The sequence below is a fragment of the Caballeronia jiangsuensis genome (assembly GCF_046030135.1).
In the GTDB taxonomy this organism is placed as follows: Bacteria; Pseudomonadota; Gammaproteobacteria; order Burkholderiales; family Burkholderiaceae; genus Caballeronia; species Caballeronia jiangsuensis.
Genome location: NZ_JAQQDB010000058.1, coordinates 1 through 18,845, shown reverse-complemented (window position 1 = coordinate 18,845; position 18,845 = coordinate 1). Strand labels below are relative to the sequence as shown.

General features: G+C 62.4%; 17 protein-coding genes and 1 pseudogene. 12 read left to right on the top strand and 6 right to left on the bottom strand.

Annotation, left to right across the window (positions count from 1 at the left end):
* The first annotated feature begins 167 nt into the window (after window positions 1-167).
* From ehuR to PQR08_RS35540, 9 genes are all read left to right on the top strand, one after another.
* Window positions 168-1,565 (top strand): MocR-like ectoine utilization transcription factor EhuR, encoded by a 1,398-nt coding sequence (gene ehuR, locus PQR08_RS35580; RefSeq protein WP_250484872.1) that lies wholly within the window; start codon window positions 168-170, stop codon window positions 1,563-1,565.
* A gap of 81 nt (window positions 1,566-1,646) precedes the next feature.
* Window positions 1,647-2,612: a hydroxyectoine utilization dehydratase EutB gene (gene eutB, locus PQR08_RS35575; protein ID WP_035505986.1), complete on the top strand. Its 966-nt coding sequence runs from the start codon at window positions 1,647-1,649 to the stop codon at window positions 2,610-2,612.
* 4 nt (window positions 2,613-2,616) lie between these two features.
* Window positions 2,617-3,621: a cyclodeaminase gene (locus tag PQR08_RS35570; protein WP_250484871.1), complete on the top strand. Its 1,005-nt coding sequence runs from the start codon at window positions 2,617-2,619 to the stop codon at window positions 3,619-3,621.
* Window positions 3,622-3,632: 11 nt separating this feature from the next.
* A complete protein-coding gene (gene doeA / locus PQR08_RS35565) occupies window positions 3,633-4,859 on the top strand; it encodes an ectoine hydrolase DoeA (protein WP_250484870.1) in 1,227 nt (408 codons plus the stop codon).
* A gap of 4 nt (window positions 4,860-4,863) precedes the next feature.
* Window positions 4,864-5,886 carry a N(2)-acetyl-L-2,4-diaminobutanoate deacetylase DoeB gene (gene doeB, locus PQR08_RS35560; RefSeq protein WP_250484869.1) on the top strand — a complete coding sequence of 341 codons (1,023 nt, stop codon included), beginning with the start codon at window positions 4,864-4,866 and terminating at the stop codon, window positions 5,884-5,886.
* A gap of 1 nt (window position 5,887) precedes the next feature.
* Window positions 5,888-6,370 (top strand): Lrp/AsnC family transcriptional regulator, encoded by a 483-nt coding sequence (locus PQR08_RS35555; protein ID WP_238213383.1) that lies wholly within the window; start codon window positions 5,888-5,890, stop codon window positions 6,368-6,370.
* An 812-nt stretch (window positions 6,371-7,182) separates the two neighbouring features.
* Complete coding sequence (locus PQR08_RS35550; protein ID WP_250484868.1) at window positions 7,183-8,661, top strand: NAD-dependent succinate-semialdehyde dehydrogenase; 1,479 nt, start codon at window positions 7,183-7,185, stop codon at window positions 8,659-8,661.
* A 46-nt stretch (window positions 8,662-8,707) separates the two neighbouring features.
* Complete coding sequence (locus tag PQR08_RS35545) at window positions 8,708-10,126, top strand: aspartate aminotransferase family protein (protein ID WP_250484867.1); 1,419 nt, start codon at window positions 8,708-8,710, stop codon at window positions 10,124-10,126.
* A 117-nt stretch (window positions 10,127-10,243) separates the two neighbouring features.
* The gene (locus PQR08_RS35540) at window positions 10,244-10,477 is read left to right on the top strand and encodes a hypothetical protein (protein WP_408164049.1); all 234 of its coding nucleotides are present in this window, start codon (window positions 10,244-10,246) and stop codon (window positions 10,475-10,477) included.
* 61 nt (window positions 10,478-10,538) lie between these two features.
* Here the strand turns inward: PQR08_RS35540 and pqqA are convergent, their stop codons facing one another.
* The 4 genes from pqqA to PQR08_RS35520 all read right to left on the bottom strand — a co-directional run bounded on the left by pqqA (window position 10,539) and on the right by PQR08_RS35520 (window position 15,363).
* Entirely contained in the window at window positions 10,539-10,613 is a 75-nt protein-coding gene (gene pqqA / locus PQR08_RS35535) for a pyrroloquinoline quinone precursor peptide PqqA (RefSeq protein WP_008353049.1), read from the bottom strand.
* Between the two features lie 273 nt (window positions 10,614-10,886).
* On the bottom strand, window positions 10,887-11,120 hold the full coding sequence (locus PQR08_RS35530) for a DUF2795 domain-containing protein (protein ID WP_238295228.1): 234 nt from the start codon (window positions 11,118-11,120) through the stop codon (window positions 10,887-10,889).
* Between the two features lie 81 nt (window positions 11,121-11,201).
* Window positions 11,202-14,123: a bifunctional diguanylate cyclase/phosphodiesterase gene (locus PQR08_RS35525; protein ID WP_250484866.1), complete on the bottom strand. Its 2,922-nt coding sequence runs from the start codon at window positions 14,121-14,123 to the stop codon at window positions 11,202-11,204.
* Between the two features lie 175 nt (window positions 14,124-14,298).
* Window positions 14,299-15,363 (bottom strand): GlxA family transcriptional regulator, encoded by a 1,065-nt coding sequence (locus PQR08_RS35520; protein ID WP_408164047.1) that lies wholly within the window; start codon window positions 15,361-15,363, stop codon window positions 14,299-14,301.
* 57 nt (window positions 15,364-15,420) lie between these two features.
* Between PQR08_RS35520 and PQR08_RS35515 the strand changes: the two are divergent.
* Window positions 15,421-16,112: pseudogene (locus PQR08_RS35515) on the top strand (DJ-1/PfpI family protein).
* A 57-nt stretch (window positions 16,113-16,169) separates the two neighbouring features.
* Here the strand turns inward: PQR08_RS35515 and PQR08_RS35510 are convergent.
* Both PQR08_RS35510 and PQR08_RS35505 read right to left on the bottom strand, forming a co-directional pair.
* Window positions 16,170-16,592: a GNAT family N-acetyltransferase gene (locus PQR08_RS35510; protein WP_250484862.1), complete on the bottom strand. Its 423-nt coding sequence runs from the start codon at window positions 16,590-16,592 to the stop codon at window positions 16,170-16,172.
* Between the two features lie 10 nt (window positions 16,593-16,602).
* On the bottom strand, window positions 16,603-17,340 hold the full coding sequence (locus tag PQR08_RS35505; RefSeq protein ID WP_250484859.1) for an ABC transporter substrate-binding protein: 738 nt from the start codon (window positions 17,338-17,340) through the stop codon (window positions 16,603-16,605).
* A gap of 89 nt (window positions 17,341-17,429) precedes the next feature.
* Here PQR08_RS35505 and PQR08_RS35500 point away from each other — a divergent pair, with 89 nt between their 5' ends.
* Window positions 17,430-17,939: a cupin domain-containing protein gene (locus PQR08_RS35500; protein ID WP_250484858.1), complete on the top strand. Its 510-nt coding sequence runs from the start codon at window positions 17,430-17,432 to the stop codon at window positions 17,937-17,939.
* Window positions 17,940-17,994: 55 nt separating this feature from the next.
* Window positions 17,995-18,777 carry an IclR family transcriptional regulator gene (locus tag PQR08_RS35495; protein WP_238213401.1) on the top strand — a complete coding sequence of 261 codons (783 nt, stop codon included), beginning with the start codon at window positions 17,995-17,997 and terminating at the stop codon, window positions 18,775-18,777.
* The last annotated feature ends 68 nt before the right edge of the window (window positions 18,778-18,845 follow it).

The following is an 18,845-nucleotide window of genomic DNA, read 5'->3' as shown; positions in this document are numbered from 1 at the left end:
GACACAGAGAAAACCCTTATTCCGCAGGGCTTTGAAGCGACTCGCAGCGCAGCCACCAACGCAGAATACAAAGCCATATATTTGTTCCGATTGCTCTAGGACAATTATTTTCATGCGCGCTTTTGCGCCACTATTGCGCATGGAACGAGGCATGTGAGGAGCAGGAAGTGAATGAACGATGGCGCGACGCCGTGCGCACGGTGCAGGGCGTGCAGTCCAAATACAAGCGGCTCGTCAAGGCGATGGCCGCCGACATAGAAAGCGGCGCGCTCGCATCGGGCGAACGCTTGCCGCCGCAACGCGAAGTCGCGGCGGATCTCGCGATCAGCGTGCAGACCGTCACCAACGCGTACAAGGAACTCGAACGGCAAGGGCTGATTCGTTGCGAAGTCGGGCGCGGCAGCTTCGTCAGCGCGCGCGTGACCGAAACGATGTCCAACTACATGCTCGACACGGCCGAGCGCTCGGTGGTCGATTTTTCCATCGCGCGCATCGTGCATACGCCCGAGCACGACGCGATGTGGCGCAAGGTCTGCGCGACGCTGTCCACCATCGAGGATCAGCCGTGGATTCGCGCATTCAGGCCGATTGCGGGCTTCGACAGCCATCGTCAGGCGGGCGTCGAATGGCTCGCGTCGCTCAACATGCCCGCGAAGGTGGAGACGCTGCTCGTCACCAATGGCGTCGCGCACAGCATCTTTCTGGCGCTGGCGAGCATCGTCGGGCCGGGCGATACGGTGCTGTGCGAAAGCCTCACGGATCACGGCGTGATCGGCTCGGCAAACGTGCTGGGGTTTACGCTCAAGGGTCTGGAGATCGACGAGCACGGCATTCGCCCGGAGCACTTCGAGGAAGTCTGCGACAGCGAGCGTGTGAGCGCGCTCGTCTGCACGCCGACACTGAACAATCCCACGGTCGCGATGATGACCGATTCGCGCCGCCGCGCGATTGCGCGCATCGCGGAGCGCTACGGCGTGTATGTGGTCGAGGACGATGTCTACGGCGCGTTGCCCGCCAAAACGCAGACGCCCATCGCGAGCCTGATTCCCGAACTCGCGTTCTATTGCACGAGCATGACCAAGTCGGTGCTGAGCGGTCTGCGTACCGGCTTCATGACCGTGCCGCGGCGGCTCGCATTGCGCGCGGAAAGCGTGTTGCGCGTGAGTTGCTGGATGGCGACGTCGCCGATCGCGGAAGTCAGCGCGCGCTGGATCATGGACGGCACGGCGCAGCGTCTCGTGCAGATTCAGCGCGAGCGGCTTGCGGCGCGTCAGAGCGTCGTGCGCGAAGTGCTCGGCGAATATGTGCTCGGCAGTCATCCGAACGCGCTATCCGTCTGGTTGCGCGTCCCCGACGAATGGGAAGCGGAGCGCATCACGCGCGAGTTGCGCAATCGCAATATCGCGGTGACGTCGCCCGATCCGTTCCTCGTGCGCGGCGCGGACCGGCCCAATGCAGTGCGGCTGTGCGTGGGCGCGGAAGTCGGCGAGAGCACGTTCCGCACGGCTGTCGAAACCATGCGCGAAGTCTTCGGCCAGTTCCCGCACGTACATGACTTCAACTAAATGAACTAGGACAATCGAAAACGATTTTTTAGGACATTAGACTGGGTTGCATCGATACCCGAACTCGCAGCTCAGTCACTTATGTCAGCACTCACGCTCGCCGATGTCTACCGCGCCCGCCAGCGCATCGAAGGCCGCGCGCTCGTCACGCCGCTGGTTCATTCGTTGTCGCTCTCGCGCCTCGCGGGCGTGCCGGTTCATCTCAAGCTCGAAACGCTGCAACCCACGGGCAGCTTCAAGTTGCGCGGCGCGACCAATGCGCTCGCGCAGATCGCGGAACAAGGCTGCACGCGTGTCGTCACGGCATCGACGGGCAATCATGGCCGCGCGGTCGCGCACGCGGCACGCGCGCTCGGCATCGAAGCGGCGGTGTGCATGTCGTCGCTCGTGCCGAAGAACAAGGTCGATGCGGTGGCCGCGCTCGGCGCGCGCGTCGTCATCGAGGGCAAGAGTCAGGACGATGCGCAGAGGGAAGCGCAACGTCTCGTGCGTGAAGAAGGCTATGCCTTCGTGCCGCCTTTCGACGATGAACGCGTGATCGCGGGACAGGCCACCATCGGCCTCGAAATTCTCGAAGCGCTGCCGGATACGGAGAGCATTGTCGTGCCCTTGTCGGGCGGCGGGCTTTTCAGCGGCATCGCGTTCGCTGCAAAGAACATTCGCGCCGACGTGAAGCTGATCGGCGTCTCCATGCAACGCGGAGCCGCGATGCACGCGAGTCTCGCAGCGGGCAAGCCGGTCTTCGTCGATGAACTGGAGACGCTCGCCGATTCGCTCGGCGGCGGCATCGGCCTCGATAACCGGCATACGTTCTCCATGACGCGCGATCTCATCGACGACATCGTGCTGCTCGATGAAGTGTCTATCGCGCGCGGCATCGTGCATGCGTATCGCGAAGAGCGGCTCGTCGTCGAAGGCGCGGCGGCGGTGGGCATCGCGGCGCTGCTCGATGGCGCGATCGCCGTGCAGGACGGACCCATCGTCATCGTCGTGAGCGGCAGCAACATCGATATCGAAACACATCGTCGCCTGATCGGAGCGGCCTGAACCCATGTCCAACATCGATACCTCCACCGTGCTGCTCGGGCAGGCGCAATTGCGCAAGCTCGTGCCGCTCGACCTCGACGCGATCGAACAAGTCGAAGCCGCTTTCAGATCGCTCGCGACAGAAGCCGTTGCGATGCCGCCGATCTTGCGTCTCGACATTCCCGAGCACGCAGGCGAAGTCGATGTGAAAACCGCTTATTTGCCGCGCTTTCCGAGCTTCGCGATCAAGGTGAGCCCGGGCTTCTTCAACAATCCGTCGCTCGGTTTGCCGAGCCTGAACGGTCTGATGCTGGTGCTGTCGGCGCGCACGGGTCTCAGCGAGGCCGTATTGCTCGACAACGGTTATCTCACCGCGGTGCGCACCGCTGCGGCGGGTGCTGTCGCATCACGCTGGCTCGCGCGCAAGGATGCGAAGCGCGTGGCGATCATCGGCGCTGGCGAGCAGGCGCGTCTGCAATTGAAGGCGTTGCGGCTCGTGCGCGCTATCGAGCATGTCACCGTATGGGCGCGCGATGCCGAAAGCGCGCATCGATTCGCGCGTGACTGTGACGGCTTGCCATGCGATGTCGCAGGCAACGTCAATGAAGCGCTGAAGCATGCGGACATCGCCATCACGACGACGCCGAGCCGAGAGCCTTTGATTCACGCGCGCGATCTGCATCCCGGCCTGCATATCACGGCGATGGGATCGGATGCCGAGCACAAGAACGAAATCGCGCCGGACGTGTTTGCGAAAGCGCGCTATGTATGCGACCGCTTGCAGCAAGTGCGCGTGCTGGGCGAACTGCATCATGCGATCGAAAAAGGCGTGATCGCAGCCGATGCTTCATTTGCCGAACTCGGCGAAGTCATCGTGCAGAAGGCGCGGGGCCGCGCGCACGATGACGAGATCACCGTGTGCGATCTCACCGGCACCGGCGCACAGGACACCGCGATCGCAACGCTCGCCATTCAGCGTGCGCGCGGGAGTCATGCAGGAACCATTTTCCACAACGATGTGACCGCTTGATAGAGGGGACGATGTCCGAAATCATGCAACAGAAGAAAGCGGATGAACGAGGGGCGCCCGTGGTACGCCTGCCGTTCGAGCGCAGCGAGTACGACGCGCGCATCGCGAAGACGCGGCGTGCGATGGAGAAGGCGGGCATCGATCTGATGATCGTGACCGACCCGACCAACATGGCATGGCTCACCGGCTACGATGGCTGGTCGTTCTACGTGCATCAATGCGTGCTGCTCGCGATGGAAGGCGAGCCGGTCTGGTACGGCCGCGGCCAGGACGCGAACGGAGCAAAGCGCACGGTGTTCATGTCGCACGACAACATCGTCGGCTATCCGGATCACTACGTGCAATCGTCGGTGCGTCATCCGATGGATTATCTGTCGAGCGAAGTGATCGCGGCACGCGGTTGGGACAAGAAGCGCATCGGCGTCGAGATGGACAACTACTACTTCAGCGCGAAGGCGTATGCGTCGTTGACGCAGCATCTGCCGGACGCGAAGTTCGTGGATGCCACCGCGCTCGTGAATTGGCAGCGCGCGGTGAAGTCGCCGCGCGAGATCGAATACATGCGCGTAGCGGCGCGCATCGTCGAGAAGATGCATGCGCGCATTCTCGACAAGGTCGAGCCGGGCATGAAGAAGAGCGACCTCGTCGCGCAGATTTACGAAGCGGGCATTACGGGCGCCGATGGTTATGGCGGCGACTATCCGGCGATCGTGCCGCTGTTGCCGACCGGTTCCGATGCCGCCGCGCCGCATCTCACATGGGACGACTCGGCATTCACCGCGAACGCGGGCACGTTCTTCGAAATCGCCGGATGCTTCAAGCGTTATCACTGCCCGCTCTCGCGCACGGTGTATCTCGGCAAGCCGCCGCAGCATTTCATCGAAGGCGAGAAGGCGGTTGTCGAAGGCATCGAAGCGGGTCTCGCGATGGCGAAGCCGGGCAATAAAACCGAGGACATCGCCAATGCGTTCTTCGCGGTGCTGCGCAAGTTCGGCATCGAGAAGGACAGCCGCTGCGGCTATCCGATCGGCGCGAGCTATCCGCCCGATTGGGGCGAGCGCACGATGAGTTTGCGTCCGGGGGACAAGACTGTCCTCGAACCCGGCATGACCTTCCATTTCATGCCGGGTCTCTGGCTCGACGACTGGGGCCTCGAAATCACGGAGAGCATCCTGATTACGGATACCGGCGTCGAGACCTTCTGCAACACGCCTCGCAAATTGTTCGTGAAGGAGTAGCACGATGCGCGCGTCACCGATCAGCCCGACCATCGACTTCGACGCCGATGGAGAACAGCACGGCTTCCTGAAGCTGCCGTACTCGCGCAACGATTCCGCGTGGGGCGCCGTGATGATTCCGGTCACCGTGATCAAGCGCGGCGACGGACCGACTGCGCTGCTCACGGGCGGCAATCATGGCGACGAGTACGAAGGGCCGATCGCGCTGGCGAAGCTCGCATCGACGCTCAAGGCCAGCGACGTGAACGGCCGCGTGATCATCGTGCCGTTCATGAACTATCCCGCGTTTCGTGCGGGCTCGCGCACCTCGCCGATCGACGCGGGCAACCTGAATCGCAGCTTCCCCGGCAAGCCGGACGGCACGGTGACGGAGAAGATCGCGGATTACTTTCAGCGGCATCTGTTGCCGCTCGCCGATTACGTGCTCGATATCCACGCGGGCGGCCGCACGCTCGACTTCCTGCCGTTCGCGGCGATTCACGTGCTGAACGACGCGACGCAGCAATCGCGCTGCGAAGCCGCGATGCGCGCGTTCGGCGCGCCGTACTCGATGCGCATGCTGGAGCTCGATAGCATTGGTCTCTATGACAGCGCGGCAGAGGAAGCGGGCAAGGTGTTCGTATCGACGGAACTGGGCGGCGGCGGTTCGTCGACTGCGAAGAGCGTCGCGGTTGCGGAGCGTGGCGTGCATGGCTTTCTCGCGTATGCTGGCATCATCGAAAAACGAGTGACGCGCGGCGAAGCGCGTACGACGACGCTGCTCGACATGCCGGACGGTTCTTGCTACACGACGAGCGAGCATACGGGCCTGCTCGAAATGTGCCGCGATCTCGGCGACATGGTGAAAGCGAACGACGTGCTCGCGCGCGTGTATGACATCACGCGCACGGGCGCGGCGCCGGTCGAATATCGCGCGAAGCGTGACGGGTTGCTGGCGGCGCGGCATTTTCCGGGCCTTGTACAAACGGGCGATACCGTGGCTGTGGTCGCGGATATCGTCGAACGCAACATTGCTGTGAGCGTTTAATTTGATCAAGCTCGACCGCTACGATCTGGCCATCCTGCGTATTCTTGCGCGGGATGGCCGCATTACGAAATCGCGCCTGGCGGATGAGGTCAATCTTTCGATCTCGCCTGCATGGGAGCGCGTGAAGAAACTCGAAGACAGCGGACTCATCAAGGGTTATCGCGCGGATATCGACTGGACGGCTGCTTTCAAGGGCAGCCGTATCGTTGTCGAGGTGACGCTTTCGCGTCATACCGCGCAGGATATGCGGCGTTTCGAGGAACGTGTTTGTTCTGCTTCCGAGATCGTGCAATGTTTTGCCACCGGGGGTGGCGTGGATTATGTGCTGCATGTCGTGGCGCGGGATATCGATCACTATCAGCGGTTCATCGATTCTTTGCTCGTCGAGGAGCTGGGGATCGAGAGGTATTTCACTTATATCGTTACTAAAGTCGTCAAGGATGTGGCGGGTGGCCCGCCGGATGGGGTTGATGATTTGGTGTGATCTTTTTTGCTTTTGCTTTTGCTTTTGCTTTTGTTTTTGCTTTCGCTTTTGCTTTCGGGGAATCCTGATTTCGTGTTGGTCTATTAGCACTGCCCCTGTGCGGGGCGGCAGTCACTTTCTTTGCTGCTGCAAAGAAAGTAACCAAAGAAACAGCTCTCCCCAGCCTAAGCACTTCACACCGGCCGCGGCACAGGCGATTGGCTGAATGGCCCGGCAGTAGCGAGTGCCCCCACAAGCAGATAAGGGCTTGGACCGCGCACGGTCTGCAGCACCAAATGTTTAAGCGCGCTGGTTCAGCACCAAATAGCTCCGGCCCGCTTCGCGGCCGATGGGTCAATCGGGTTTGCGCGTGCTTCTTCTCGATGGTTTCCCTCGCATACCCAACGGCAGCGCGTAGCGCTGTGCCGAAGCTATTTGGTGCTGAACCATTCCATAGTGCGGTGCGATGTGTCAGACCGTGCGCGATCCAAGCCCGATTGGGCCTGTGAGGGCGACACTTAGGCGAGGGCCACCACGGGCTGGCAAGCATGGCCAAACTGCGTGTGACCGCGGGCGATGAGAAGCTGCTTTCTTTGGTTACTTTCTTTGCAGCAGCAAAGAAAGTGACCCCCGCCCCGGGGAGGGGCAGTGCTAATAGACCGACACGAACACAGGATTCCACGAAAGCCGAGAAACCTTAAGAACCACAACCCCAAACAGAAAAAATACCAACCCGCCACAGCGATAACAAAAAAACCACCGACTGCAAGCCCCATAGACTAGACGCATCGAATCAAGCAAGCGAAACGCACGCTGTGAGCAAGGAGACAAACATGCTGCTGGGTCATCCCGTTCTATTCAAATCGCTGTGTTACATCGACGGCCGCTGGGTTCATAGCGAAAGCGCCGCATCGATCGCGGTAACCAATCCCGCGGATCAAAAAGTTATCGGCCACGTCCCGATGCTCGAGCAATCGCAAATCAAAGACGCAATCGACGCCGCCGATCGCGCATTCCAGTCCTGGCGCTGGATGCCGCAACAAAAGCGCAGCGCGCTGCTCTTGCGCTGGCACGAACTCATCATGCGTCATCAGTCCGACCTCGCGGGCATTCTGTCTCTCGAACAGGGCAAGCCGCTCGCCGAATCCAAAGGCGAGATTGCATACGCGGCGAGTTTCGTCGAGTGGTTCGCGAACGAAGCCAAACGTCTGACGGGCCGCACCATTCCCACGCATATCGACGGCGCACATCTCGGCACGGTGATGGAGCCGGTCGGTGTCGCCGCGCTCATCACGCCGTGGAACTTTCCGGTCGCGATGATCACGCGCAAGGCCGCCGCCGCCATCGCAGCGGGCTGTACCGTCGTCGTCAAACCCGCACACGAAACGCCATTCTCCGCGATCGCGCTCGCGCAACTCGCCGAAGAAGCTGGCTTCCCGCCGGGCGTGTTCAACGTCGTCATCGGCGAACCGCAAATGGCGATGGAAACGCTCGTCAGTGATACGCGTGTGCGCGCCGTGAGCTTCACGGGCTCGACGCGCGTCGGCGGTCTCGTGGCCAGGACAGCGGCGCAAGCGGGCATCAAGAAGCTCGCGCTGGAACTGGGCGGCAATGCGCCTTTCATCGTGACGGAAGATACGGACCTGGAACAGGCCGTGCGCGTCGCAGTGGGCGCGAAGTTTCAAACGTCGGGTCAGGATTGCTGCGCTGCAAACCGCATTCTCGTCGCGCGTCCGCTTTATGAACAATTCGTTGAACGCTATACGGAAGCGGTAAAAAAGCTGAAAGTAGGGACCGCATTCGAAGCGAATGTCGATGTGGGCCCGCTCATGCATCAGGCCGCATTCGATGCGACCGTCGCACGCGTCGAGGATGCGAAAGCGCAGGGCGCGCGCATCACCGTGGGCGGCAACGCGCATTCGCTCGGCGGCTGGTTTTATGAACCGACCGTCGTCGCCGATGCCAAACCAGGCATGCGCATTTACGACGAAGAGAACTTCGCGCCGATCTCCGCGATTTCCCCGTTCGATACGCTCGACGAAGCCATCACGCGCGCGAACGACACGGAGTACGGCCTCGCCGCCTACGTCTGCGCGAATCGCATCGACACGATCTTCCAGCTCGTGCGTCGGCTCGACTTTGCGATGGTGTCGGTCAATGGCGTGAAGTTCACCGGCGCGCCGATTCCGTTCGGCGGCATGAAGGCATCGGGTCTCGGCCGCGAAGGCGGCGCTGAAGGCTTCGAGCCCTTCGTCGAAACGAAATACTTTTGCCTCGGCAATCTCGGCCTGCCGCTCACGAGCGCGGCCTGAAAGAAACATCCTCAAAGACACGCATCATCGAATCAAGGAGAAGCATATGACCCAGCAAAATCAATCGCTCGAGCAACTGTTCGCCGAAGACCGCGCGCATTTCATGCATCCATCGACGCATGCGCACGATCACGCCAGCGGCGCGCTGCCCGGCAAGATCGTCACGGGCGCGAAGGGCATCCGCATTCAGGATCATCAGGGCAAAAGTTATATCGATGCATTCGCGGGTCTCTATTGCGTGAACATCGGCTATGGCCGCACCGAAGTCGCGGAAGCGATCTATGAGCAGGCGAAAAAGCTCGCGTATTACCACACGTATGTCGGCCACTCGACGGATACGATCATCGAATTGTCCTCGCGCATCATCGACTGGTCGCCCGAAGGCATGAAGAAGGTGTACTACGGCATGTCGGGATCGGATGCGAACGAAACGCAGATCAAGATCGTCTGGTACTACAACAATGTGCTCGGCCGTCCGAACAAGAAGAAGATCATTTCGCGCGAGCGCGGCTATCACGGGTCGGGCATCGTGACGGGCAGCCTTACCGGATTGCCGAGCTTTCATCAGAACTTCGATCTGCCGATCGAACGCGTGAAGCACACGGTTTGCCCACACTGGTATCGGAAAGCGCCGGCCGGCATGAGCGAAGCGCAATTCACCGCGTATTGCGTGGAAGAACTGGAAAAGCTGATCGCGAAGGAAGGCGCCGATACGATCGCCGCATTCATCGCCGAACCGGTGATGGGCACGGGCGGCATCATCGCGCCGCCGCAAGGCTACTGGGAAGCGATCCAGGACGTGCTCAGGAAGCACGACATCCTCCTGATCTCCGATGAAGTCGTGTGCGGCTTCGGCCGTCTCGGCTCGAAGATGGGCGCGCAGCACTTCGGCATCAAGCCGGACCTCATCACCGTCGCGAAGGGCCTGACGAGCGCGTATGCGCCGCTGTCGGGCGTGATCGTCGGCGAGAAGGTGTGGGATGTTATCGAAAAGGGTTCGCAGGAATTCGGGCCGATGGGTCACGGCTGGACCTATTCGGGACATCCGATTTGCGCGGCCGCTGCGATCGCCAATCTGGATATCCTCGAACGTGAGAACCTCACGCAGAATGCCGCCGATGTCGGCGCGTATTTGCAGCAGCAATTGCACACGGCTTTCGATGCGCATCCGCTCGTCGGTGAAGTGCGCGGCGCGGGCATGCTTGCGGCGCTCGAATTCATGGCCGACAAGGACGCGCGCACGCCGTTCGATGCGGTGCTGAAGGTCGGCCCGAAGGTATCGGCGGCGGCGCTGGAACGCGGCGTGATCGCGCGCGCGATGCCGCATGGCGATATCCTCGGCTTCGCGCCGCCGCTCGTCACGACGCGTGCCGAAGTGGACGAAATCGTCGGTATCGTGAAGCAGGCCGTGGATGTGGTGGCGAACGAGGTGATCGGTTCGGCGCTCACGACTCAGGCGATCTGAGCTTTTTGCAACTGTGGTGGTAGCGAGGGCCCGCGAAAGATGCGGGCCTTTTTATTTGCCGCGAAGTGGTACGCGCGTTGCTGCATAGCTTTCGACCAGATCGAAAGGAGACTTACGATGAGCGATAGTGAAGAGAAGCGCCATCAGCAACCGCATTCGGCGCCTAATCCGAATGCGGCGGAAATCGAACCTGAGAATCAGCGGCTGGATCAACATCCGCATCAGACGGCGGAAGTGCCTTACGGCTCGGGCAATGAGCCGGAGGTCGCGGGCAAGGGTGGTTTCGACGCACAGGATGCGGAGCTTCCGCGTCCAGCGAATAAACATACGGAACCGCTGCAACGCAAATAAAGATCTTCCGATAGCCCCAAAAACAAAACGGCCACTTTTATGGCCGTTTTGTCATTTTCGATTAGCGGGTGGCTATGTACATCGTGATTTCGAAGCCGAAGCGCATATCGGTGAAACTCGGGGTTTCCCACTTCATAGAGCCTCCTTGTGCTTGATTGGCCAGACGGATGCCGGGCCATTGCGCGGTTCATCTGCTGCGGGCGCCGTGCAAAGCCGCGCATCCTAAATCGACGCTCTTTCATCCTAGCGCGATAACACATGATGCACGATTAGAAATTGCACCGGCGTTCATTTAATTTATCTATAGCGTCTGCCATCGATCGATTCGGGACAAGGGATTACCCTATACAGACAGTATTGCTCCGATAATAATGCCGCATCGCGATATCCGTTCAAAACTCGTGCGAGATCAGCCCGTACGCATTGCCTCGCGCATCACCGCGTCCGCGCTGTCGAAATGACGATTGGTCATCTTTTCGAGCACGGCGATGACTTCGCCGTCCGCGCCGTTGCTTTTCGCCAGCGCCATGAGCTTTTCCTTGCCCATCGGATAATCGGCGCCCTTGAGCGCGCGTGCGATCTCTTCCGGCGGCGGTTCGTCCGGATGTCGATGATTCTGCGAATGCGCGGGATGCTGTGCCATTTACGCCTCCTTTCGATTCGACGATAACGCTTACGAATCAGCAACGCGCGTACCCGTCGCGTCTGGAGGCTTATAAGCGCCTCATAGCGCCGCGCTTGCCGTAGTCGAACGCGGTGCGAGCGATGCGCGGGTGAGTGCGTCGAGCGGAAGCGGTTTGTCGAAGAAATAGCCCTGCGCTTGCGCCGCGCCCATGTCGCGTAGCACGGCGAGCGTAGCCGCATCCTCGACGCCTTCTGCTACGAGCGTCAGATCGAGCGATTCGGCCATGCGCACGATGGCCCGCACGATCGCCCGGCTGCGCGGACTTTCGGTCAGTTCAAGAATGAATGACTTGTCGATCTTCAGGCCCGTGAACTGATACTGGTGCACATAGCTGAGCGACGAGAAGCCGGCGCCGAAATCATCGAGCACCACGGACATGCCGTTGTCCGCGAGGCGCTGCATCGTGCGGCGCGCGAGCGCGGGTTCGGCGACGAGCGCGCCTTCCGTCAACTCGAGACATACGCGCGACGGCGATACGCGATAACGTCGCAATAGCGCGAGCACGTCATCGGCGAATTCAGGGCGCGTCATGCTATAGCTGGAGCAATTCACATGCACCGGCGGCCAGTGCGCAAAATGCGCATTGGAGAGAATCGCCGCAACGCGCTCGAGCATGTAGAGATCGAGCCTGCCGATGAGTCTCAAGCCTTCGACCGAAGGAAGAAACTCGCCCGGCCCGACGAGGCGTCCATCGGGCTGACGCCAGCGTATCAATGCTTCGAGCGCGACGACTTCGCCACTCTTCACATCGACGATAGGCTGAAAGTAGGGCAGCAGTTCGTCGTCGCGCTTGATCGCATTGCGCAGCGCGCCTTCGCGTTCCACCTGGTCCGACACCTGGCGTCGCAGTTCCTGATTGAACACGACGAAGCTGTCGCGGCCCGCGTTCTTCACGCGATACATCGCGGTATCGGCATCGCGCAAAAGATCCGCGGGCTCGGTATGGAACTGGCTGTCCGCACTCACGATGCCGATGCTGCACGACGAAAACACCACATGCTCTTCGATATGAAACGGCAGATCGAACGCGGCGAGAATGCGCTTCGCGATCGATACCGCATCGCGCACGTGCGCATTCGGCGAAAGCACGGCGAATTCATCGCCGCCCAGACGCGCGAGCAGATCCGTCGAACGCAGGCAATCACGAAGACGCGCGGCGGCTTGCACGAGCAGCATGTCGCCGAAGTGATGGCCGAGACTGTCGTTGACGACCTTGAAGCGGTCGAGGTCGATGAACATCACCGAAAGCTGTTCGTCGCGCGTCTGATAGTCACGCCATGCGCAACGCAACCTCTGCATCAGATGGCTGCGATTGGGCAGGCCCGTCAATGCATCGTGCGAGTTCTCGTAGAGAAGGCGCGCGTTGACATCGTCGAGTTCGCGCGTGCGGGCCTGCACGCGTGCTTCGAGTTCGAGGTTCGCGGCATGCAGCGCTTCGGCATCGCGACGGCGCGAGAGCGCGGTGTCGATATGGCGCGATACGAAGGTCAGCAATTCCTGATCGCGCAACGAATAGCGCACGAGCGGCGAATAGCTTTGCACGGCGAGCACGCCTCGCACGACGTCGCCATCGAAGAGCGGAATGCCGAGCCACGAGCGCAGGCGCACTTCGCTGTGCTCGATCTCGAATGCCCCCTCTTCGATGAGACGCAATGCTTCCGAATGATCGATGAGCCGCGCGCGCCGCTCGTGAATCACGTATTCCGTGAGGCCGCGCTGATTGCGTCGCGGTGCGGGGCGCTCCTGCACGATCTCATCGACGTAATACGGGAACGACACTTCTCCCGTCTTCGTTTCGAAGAGCGCGATATAGAAGTTGCGCGCATAGAGCAGCTCGCCGACGATACCGTGCAGGCTGCGAAAGAACTCCATCGTGTCGCCTGGACGGCTGGACAATTCGGCGATCTGATACAGCGCTGCCTGCAAGTGCTCGGAACGCTCGCGCTCCGCGATGCCATGACGCAGCGCCGCGTTGAGCTTCGACAATTCGGAGGTGCGCCGCGCGACCTGCTCTTCGAGATCGGCGCGGTGCAGGATACGGTCGAGCGCCATCGCCACATGGCGCGCGACGACGAGAAAGAGCGCGCGGTCCTCGGCGGTGTAGATGCGCGACACGTCGTAGACCTGCATTGCGAGCATGCCGAACACTTCGTCGCTGGCGTTCTTGAGCGGCGCGCCCATCCAGAACTCGGGGCGATCGCCGATGCAATAGAAACGGCCCGCGCGCTCGGCCGCGCAGATATCGGCCGCGGTGATGAAAAGCGGCTGCGCGCTCGTGAGCACCTGACCGGTCATCGATAGATGCGCCGGATTCAGAATGTCGTAGTTCTCTGCCGCGACGACATCGGTATCGATCACATCAACGTAATACGGATAGGTGACCCGGCCCGTCTTGCGATCGTAGAGCGCGAGATAGAAGTTCTCTGCGTCGATGAGCGTGCCGAGCCGTTCGTGTACGCCGCGCAGAAAATCGGCGCGCTCGGGCACGGAGCTCGCGAGATAAGCGATTTCATAGAGCACGCGCTGCGTGAGTTGCGCGCGCGCGAGAACATCGGCCTGCACGCGCTCGCCGAGCGTGCGCGCGAGTTCGGCGAGATGCGCGTCGTCGCGATGCGTGACAGGCGCGAGCAGCCAGCCGAGTGCGCTTTCGCCGCGCCCGGTTGGCCACGCATGCCAGCCCTGCGTCGCGCATAGGTCCGCGAGACGTTCTTCCGCGATGTCATGCGGCCATGCTTGCGCGTTGGGCAGCGGTGCATCGCCGCGCCGCTCCAGATGCAATTGCTCGCCCGCGCGATACCACGCCCATTGCTGCGGGCAGCCCGTCGCGGCGGCCTCGCGCAGCAAGGCATCGATCGATGGCGCGACGCGGGCGAAGACCTTATCGTCGGTCGCCGTCGCGGCTGCAGGTTCGACCGCGGTTGCGCGGGCAACCTGAGCGTCGTACGCGGGAAACACACTCATCGGCGCTCCAGGCCATATTGTCGCCACGGCGGGCGGTTCTCGTTCAGCGACTGCGTGCGCACGCGGCCCCGGGCGCGCGTCTCAAGCAAACGTTCTAAATGGGGTAACGGCAGCGAGCATACAGGCTTGAGTGCGCGGGACAAAAAAAGCCGGGGCGACGAAACAATATGGGCATTCATGCCGGATGTGCGGCGTCGGCGCGGTCGTGTCCGGTAAATCTCTCGCGATAAGCCTGCGGCGAAACGCCGAGCGAACGCAGAAAACCACGGCGCATGGTTTCTTCGGTGCCGAAGCCGCAGCGCGCGGCGACACGCTTCACGGGCAGCGCCGTATCGCCGAGCAGCCGCCGCGCCGCTTCGAGGCGCATGTGTTCGATCGAGCGCGCGGGCGTCGTGCCGGTCTGCGCGCGGTAATGGCGCACGAAGCTGCGCTCGCTCATGCCGACGCGCGCGGCCAGCACGCCGACCGATAAATCCGCCGCCAGGTTTTCGGCGATCCACGCGTGCAACTCGCCGAATCGTTCGCCCGATTTCTGCAGCGACAGCGCCGCGCTGAACTGCGCCTGCCCGCCGGGGCGCTTTAGAAACACGACGAGCTGGCGCGCGACGTCGAGCGCCAGCGCGCGCCCTAAATCGTCCTCGACGAGCGCGAGCGACAGATCGATGCCCGCCGTGACGCCGGCGGACGTCCACACGTCGCCGTCGCGGATAAAGATCGGATCGGGCTCGACGTGAACCGACGGAAAGCGCGTGGCGAGTTCCGCACAGCGCGTCCAGTGCGTGACCGCGCGGCGCTCGTTCAGGAGGCCCGCCGCCGCGAGCAGAAACGCGCCGGTGCAGACCGACGCGGTGCGCCGCGCGTGCGTCGAGCGCGCGCGCACCCAGTCGACCAGTTCGCGGTCATGCACCGCTCTGTGCACGCCCCATCCGCCCGCGACGATCAGCGTGTCGCACGCTTCGTTCGCGTCGGGCAACACGTCGCCGACGAGCCCCAGTCCCGCCGACGCTTTGACCGTGCCGCTTCGCGAAACGACGCGCGGACGATACGGCGGCGGCAAGCCCGCCGCCACGGCCAGATCGTTCGCCGACGCGAACACCTGCAAGGGACCGGCGACATCGAGCAACTGGACGTCAGGGAAGGCGAGCACGTCGATGGTGCGTGGGACGTCGGTCGGCATGGCGGTCTCCCGGAGCGAGAGAGGAATTGGCGGAAAACGTGGGTTCTGTGTCAACTTCGCCATAGCGTAGCGGCGTAGCATCGGTTCGTCTACTGCATACAATCGACCAAGGAGAAGACGATGACGCTACACATCGGCCTGTTGCTGTTCCCGCGCGTGCAGCAACTCGACATGACCGGCCCCTACGACGTTTTCGCGTCCATGCCCGACGTGAAGGTGCATCTCGTCGCAAAGACGGGCGAACCGGTGAAATCGAGCGCCGGCATGATTTTGACCCCCGACGCGACCTACGCCGATTGCCCCGCGCTCGACGTGTTGTGCGTGCCGGGCGGATCGGGCGTCGGCGATCTGATGGAGGACGAGGCGACGTTCGCGTTCCTTCGCAAGCAGGCGGCGAGTGCGCGATACGTCACGTCGGTGTGCACCGGTTCGCTCGTGCTCGGCGCGGCGGGCCTGTTGCGCGGCAAACGCGCGACGACGCACTGGGCGTATCACGAACTGCTCGCGGAACTGGGCGCCATACCGGTGCACGGACGCGTGGTGCGCGACGGCAACGCGTGTTTACCGGCGGCGGCATCACGGCGGGGATCGATTTCGCGCTGACGCTCGCGGCGGAACTCGTCGGCGAACACGAGGCGCAGGCGATTCAATTGCAGATGGAATACGCGCCCGCGCCGCCGTTCGATTCGGGCGATCCGGCGCACGCGCCCGCGGCTGTCGTCAGCGATGTGCGCGAACGGTGCGCGCCGTCGCTGGCGCAGCGTGGCGCGGTCACGGCGCGCGTGGCGGAGCGGCTGAAACTTAATGCGTAATGCAAAACGCATCATGCAAGAAGGTTCAATGCATGCGTAATGCAAAACGCCAAACGATCAAAACCGCTTCTGCATGAAATAGCGTGTGTGGCCGGCGTGAAAATCGGCGAGTTCGCCGAAGGTCTCGTAACCGCGGCGCGCATAGAGTGCGCGCGCCGCGGGGTTGACCGTGTCGAGCCACGCGGCGCGGCAGCCGCGTTTTTTCGCCTCGTTTTCGGCGGCTTCGAGCGCGCGTGCGCCGAGTCCGGCGCCGCGCGCGTCTTCGCGTATCCACAGCCATTTCACGAAGAGCCAGTCCCACGCGGTGTAGCCCGCGAGCCCGCCCAGAAAATCGTCGTCGCGGTACAGCGACACGGCGAGATCGCGCTGCTGGCTCGGCCCGAGTCGCGCGCGATTGAATGCGGCGAGGCCGCCCGCGACGTCCTGCTCGAAGGTCGCGTCGATCCAGTCGGTCACCGCGAGCGTGACGTCCGCGCTCATATCGCGTCGCTCAGCTCTGCGCGGCCGGTGCAACCGATGCGCCCTTGATGCCGTGCCGCGCGAGCGCCTCGGCGACGAAGCCCGAGCGTTTCACATCCTCGACGAATTCGCTCAGATAGCGTGCGGCTTCGTCACCGCGCATCTTCGACAAGCCCATTGCCTGCTGGATCACCATGAAACGTCCGTCGAGAAGACGCAGGCCGGGCGTGCGCGCCGCATCGGCTTCGAGTTGCTGCTTCACGCCCGCCGCGACTTCGAGGTTATCGCGCAGAAACTCTTCGACCACCGTTTGCGACAACGCGGTGCGCACGATCTGCGCATGCTTGATCTCACGCGTGAGAAAGAGATCGTATGCGCTGCCCTTGCCGACCATGATGCGGTTACCTTCGCGATCGACGTCTTCGTTGCGCGTGAGCGGCGACGCATCGCGCACGAGATAGCAACCTTCGATCAGCACGTAAGGCGCGGTGAACGCGATGCCCGCGCCGCGCAGCGGATCGATCGCGAAGAAGCCGATGTCGGCGCCTCCGTTCGTGACGGTTTCGACCGACTCCGCGGCGCGGTCGAACGACGTGAACGCGACGGGCACGCCGAGCCGCGACGCGAGCTCGCGCGCGATATCCACCGATACACCGCCCGGCTCGCCGCTGCCGGTCCGGTGCGCGAGAATCGGATTGCCGAGATTGATCGATGCGCGCAGCGCGCCCGTCGGCACGAAGGCATTCAGCAAGGAAGAGGAAAGAGTCATGGTGTCCGTCGATTGAATGAAGGGAAGTGGCCACACGAGCAATCCGATGCAGAATACGCGAACCGCAACCGCTCTGGCAAAGGAACGACATGCAACGCACACGCATCGACAGCCGGGAATTGATCGCGCGCCTGAAGCTCGAACCGCATCCCGAAGGCGGATTTTTTCGCGAGACGTATCGCGCGAGCGGCAACGTCACGCGCGAAAACGAAGGCGAATTGCGTTCGGCGTCGACCGCGATCTACTTCCTGTTATGCGACGGCGCGCATTCCGCATGGCATCGCATCCGCTCCGACGAAGTCTGGCATTTTTATGCAGGCGATCCCATCGACGTGCATGTGCTCGATGCACACGGCACGCTCGTCACCCATCGTCTCGGCAACGCGCTCGAACATGCGGATACGGTGTTTCAGGCGGTCGTCAAAGCGGGCGACTGGTTCGCGGCCGAGTGTCGCGATGAAGAGGGCGCGGCGCTCGTCGGCTGCACGGTCGCGCCGGGCTTCGAGTTCAGCGAGTTCGAACTCGCGGTGCCGGGCACGCTGGAAGCACGTTATCCGCAACATCGCGAACTGGTCGCCCGGCTCGGCCCCAAACCATGACGATGCGAGTGCGGTTATCATCGCGCGCATCATCGACAACGACACAAGGTCAGGCATGAGCGGAGTGCGCCGGGGGATTCAATCGATCGAAGTCGGGGGCGCGCTTTTGCGTGCGCTGGTGGATCATGGCGGGCCGATGTTACTCGGCGATCTCGCCAGGAAGGCGGGCATGCCGTCGGCGAAGGCGCATCCGTATCTCGTGTCGTACGGTAATCTCGGGCTGATTCAGCAGGACGCCGCGACGGGCCGATACGAGCTCGGGCCGTTCGCGTTGCAAATGGGGCTGATCAGCCTGCAGCGCGTCGATCCGGTGCGTCTCGCGATCGCGGAAGTGGCGAACATGACGCCGGGTATCGAGCATACGGTCGCGCTCGCGAGCGCGGGCAGCTATGGACCGACCATCGTGCATATTCAGCAGGCGAGCGTGCCGATCCACGTGACGATGCGCACGGGCACGGTGATGTCGCTGTTGCAGACCGCGACGGGCCGCGCATTCGCCGCGTATCTGCCACCCATGACGGTCGATGCGCTCGTCGCGATCGAGCGCGCGGGCGCGTTGCAGATCGGTGCGGGGCGTCGCGACTATACGCGTGCGCAGATCGACGCGATGCTCGGCGAAGTGCGCGAGCATGGCATCGCGAGAGCGATCGACGAACCGGTCGCCGGGATCAGCGCGATCAGCGCGCCGGTGTTCGATCACACGCGCAATATCGTGCTCGCGATTACGGCGATCGGACCGAGCGGGTCGTTCGATGGTGCCTGGGATGGGGGCATCGCGAGGGCGCTGCACGCGTGTGCGCTGCGCGTGTCGAAGATGTTGGGGTTTGTTGCGGTCTGATTTTCGGCGAATTTCGAAAGCGAGCGTGGGTGTGGTGGGTTTGTTTCGCCGGATCCCGGATTCGCGGT

Bases quoted from the DNA above. Each gene is read 5' to 3' on its own strand.
- eutB (WP_035505986.1), top strand. From the start codon at position 1,647: ATGTCAGCACTCACGCTCGCCGATGTCTACCGCGCCCGCCAGCGCATC.
- PQR08_RS35570 (WP_250484871.1), top strand. From the start codon at position 2,617: ATGTCCAACATCGATACCTCCACCGTGCTGCTCGGGCAGGCGCAATTG.
- doeA (WP_250484870.1), top strand. From the start codon at position 3,633: ATGTCCGAAATCATGCAACAGAAGAAAGCGGATGAACGAGGGGCGCCC.
- doeB (WP_250484869.1), top strand. From the start codon at position 4,864: ATGCGCGCGTCACCGATCAGCCCGACCATCGACTTCGACGCCGATGGA.
- PQR08_RS35550 (WP_250484868.1), top strand. From the start codon at position 7,183: ATGCTGCTGGGTCATCCCGTTCTATTCAAATCGCTGTGTTACATCGAC.
- PQR08_RS35545 (WP_250484867.1), top strand. From the start codon at position 8,708: ATGACCCAGCAAAATCAATCGCTCGAGCAACTGTTCGCCGAAGACCGC.
- PQR08_RS35540 (WP_408164049.1), top strand. From the start codon at position 10,244: ATGAGCGATAGTGAAGAGAAGCGCCATCAGCAACCGCATTCGGCGCCT.
- PQR08_RS35530 (WP_238295228.1), bottom strand. From the start codon at position 11,120: ATGGCACAGCATCCCGCGCATTCGCAGAATCATCGACATCCGGACGAA.
- PQR08_RS35525 (WP_250484866.1), bottom strand. From the start codon at position 14,123: ATGAGTGTGTTTCCCGCGTACGACGCTCAGGTTGCCCGCGCAACCGCG.
- PQR08_RS35520 (WP_408164047.1), bottom strand. From the start codon at position 15,363: ATGGCGAAGTTGACACAGAACCCACGTTTTCCGCCAATTCCTCTCTCG.
- PQR08_RS35510 (WP_250484862.1), bottom strand. From the start codon at position 16,592: ATGAGCGCGGACGTCACGCTCGCGGTGACCGACTGGATCGACGCGACC.
- PQR08_RS35505 (WP_250484859.1), bottom strand. From the start codon at position 17,340: ATGACTCTTTCCTCTTCCTTGCTGAATGCCTTCGTGCCGACGGGCGCG.
- PQR08_RS35500 (WP_250484858.1), top strand. From the start codon at position 17,430: ATGCAACGCACACGCATCGACAGCCGGGAATTGATCGCGCGCCTGAAG.
- PQR08_RS35495 (WP_238213401.1), top strand. From the start codon at position 17,995: ATGAGCGGAGTGCGCCGGGGGATTCAATCGATCGAAGTCGGGGGCGCG.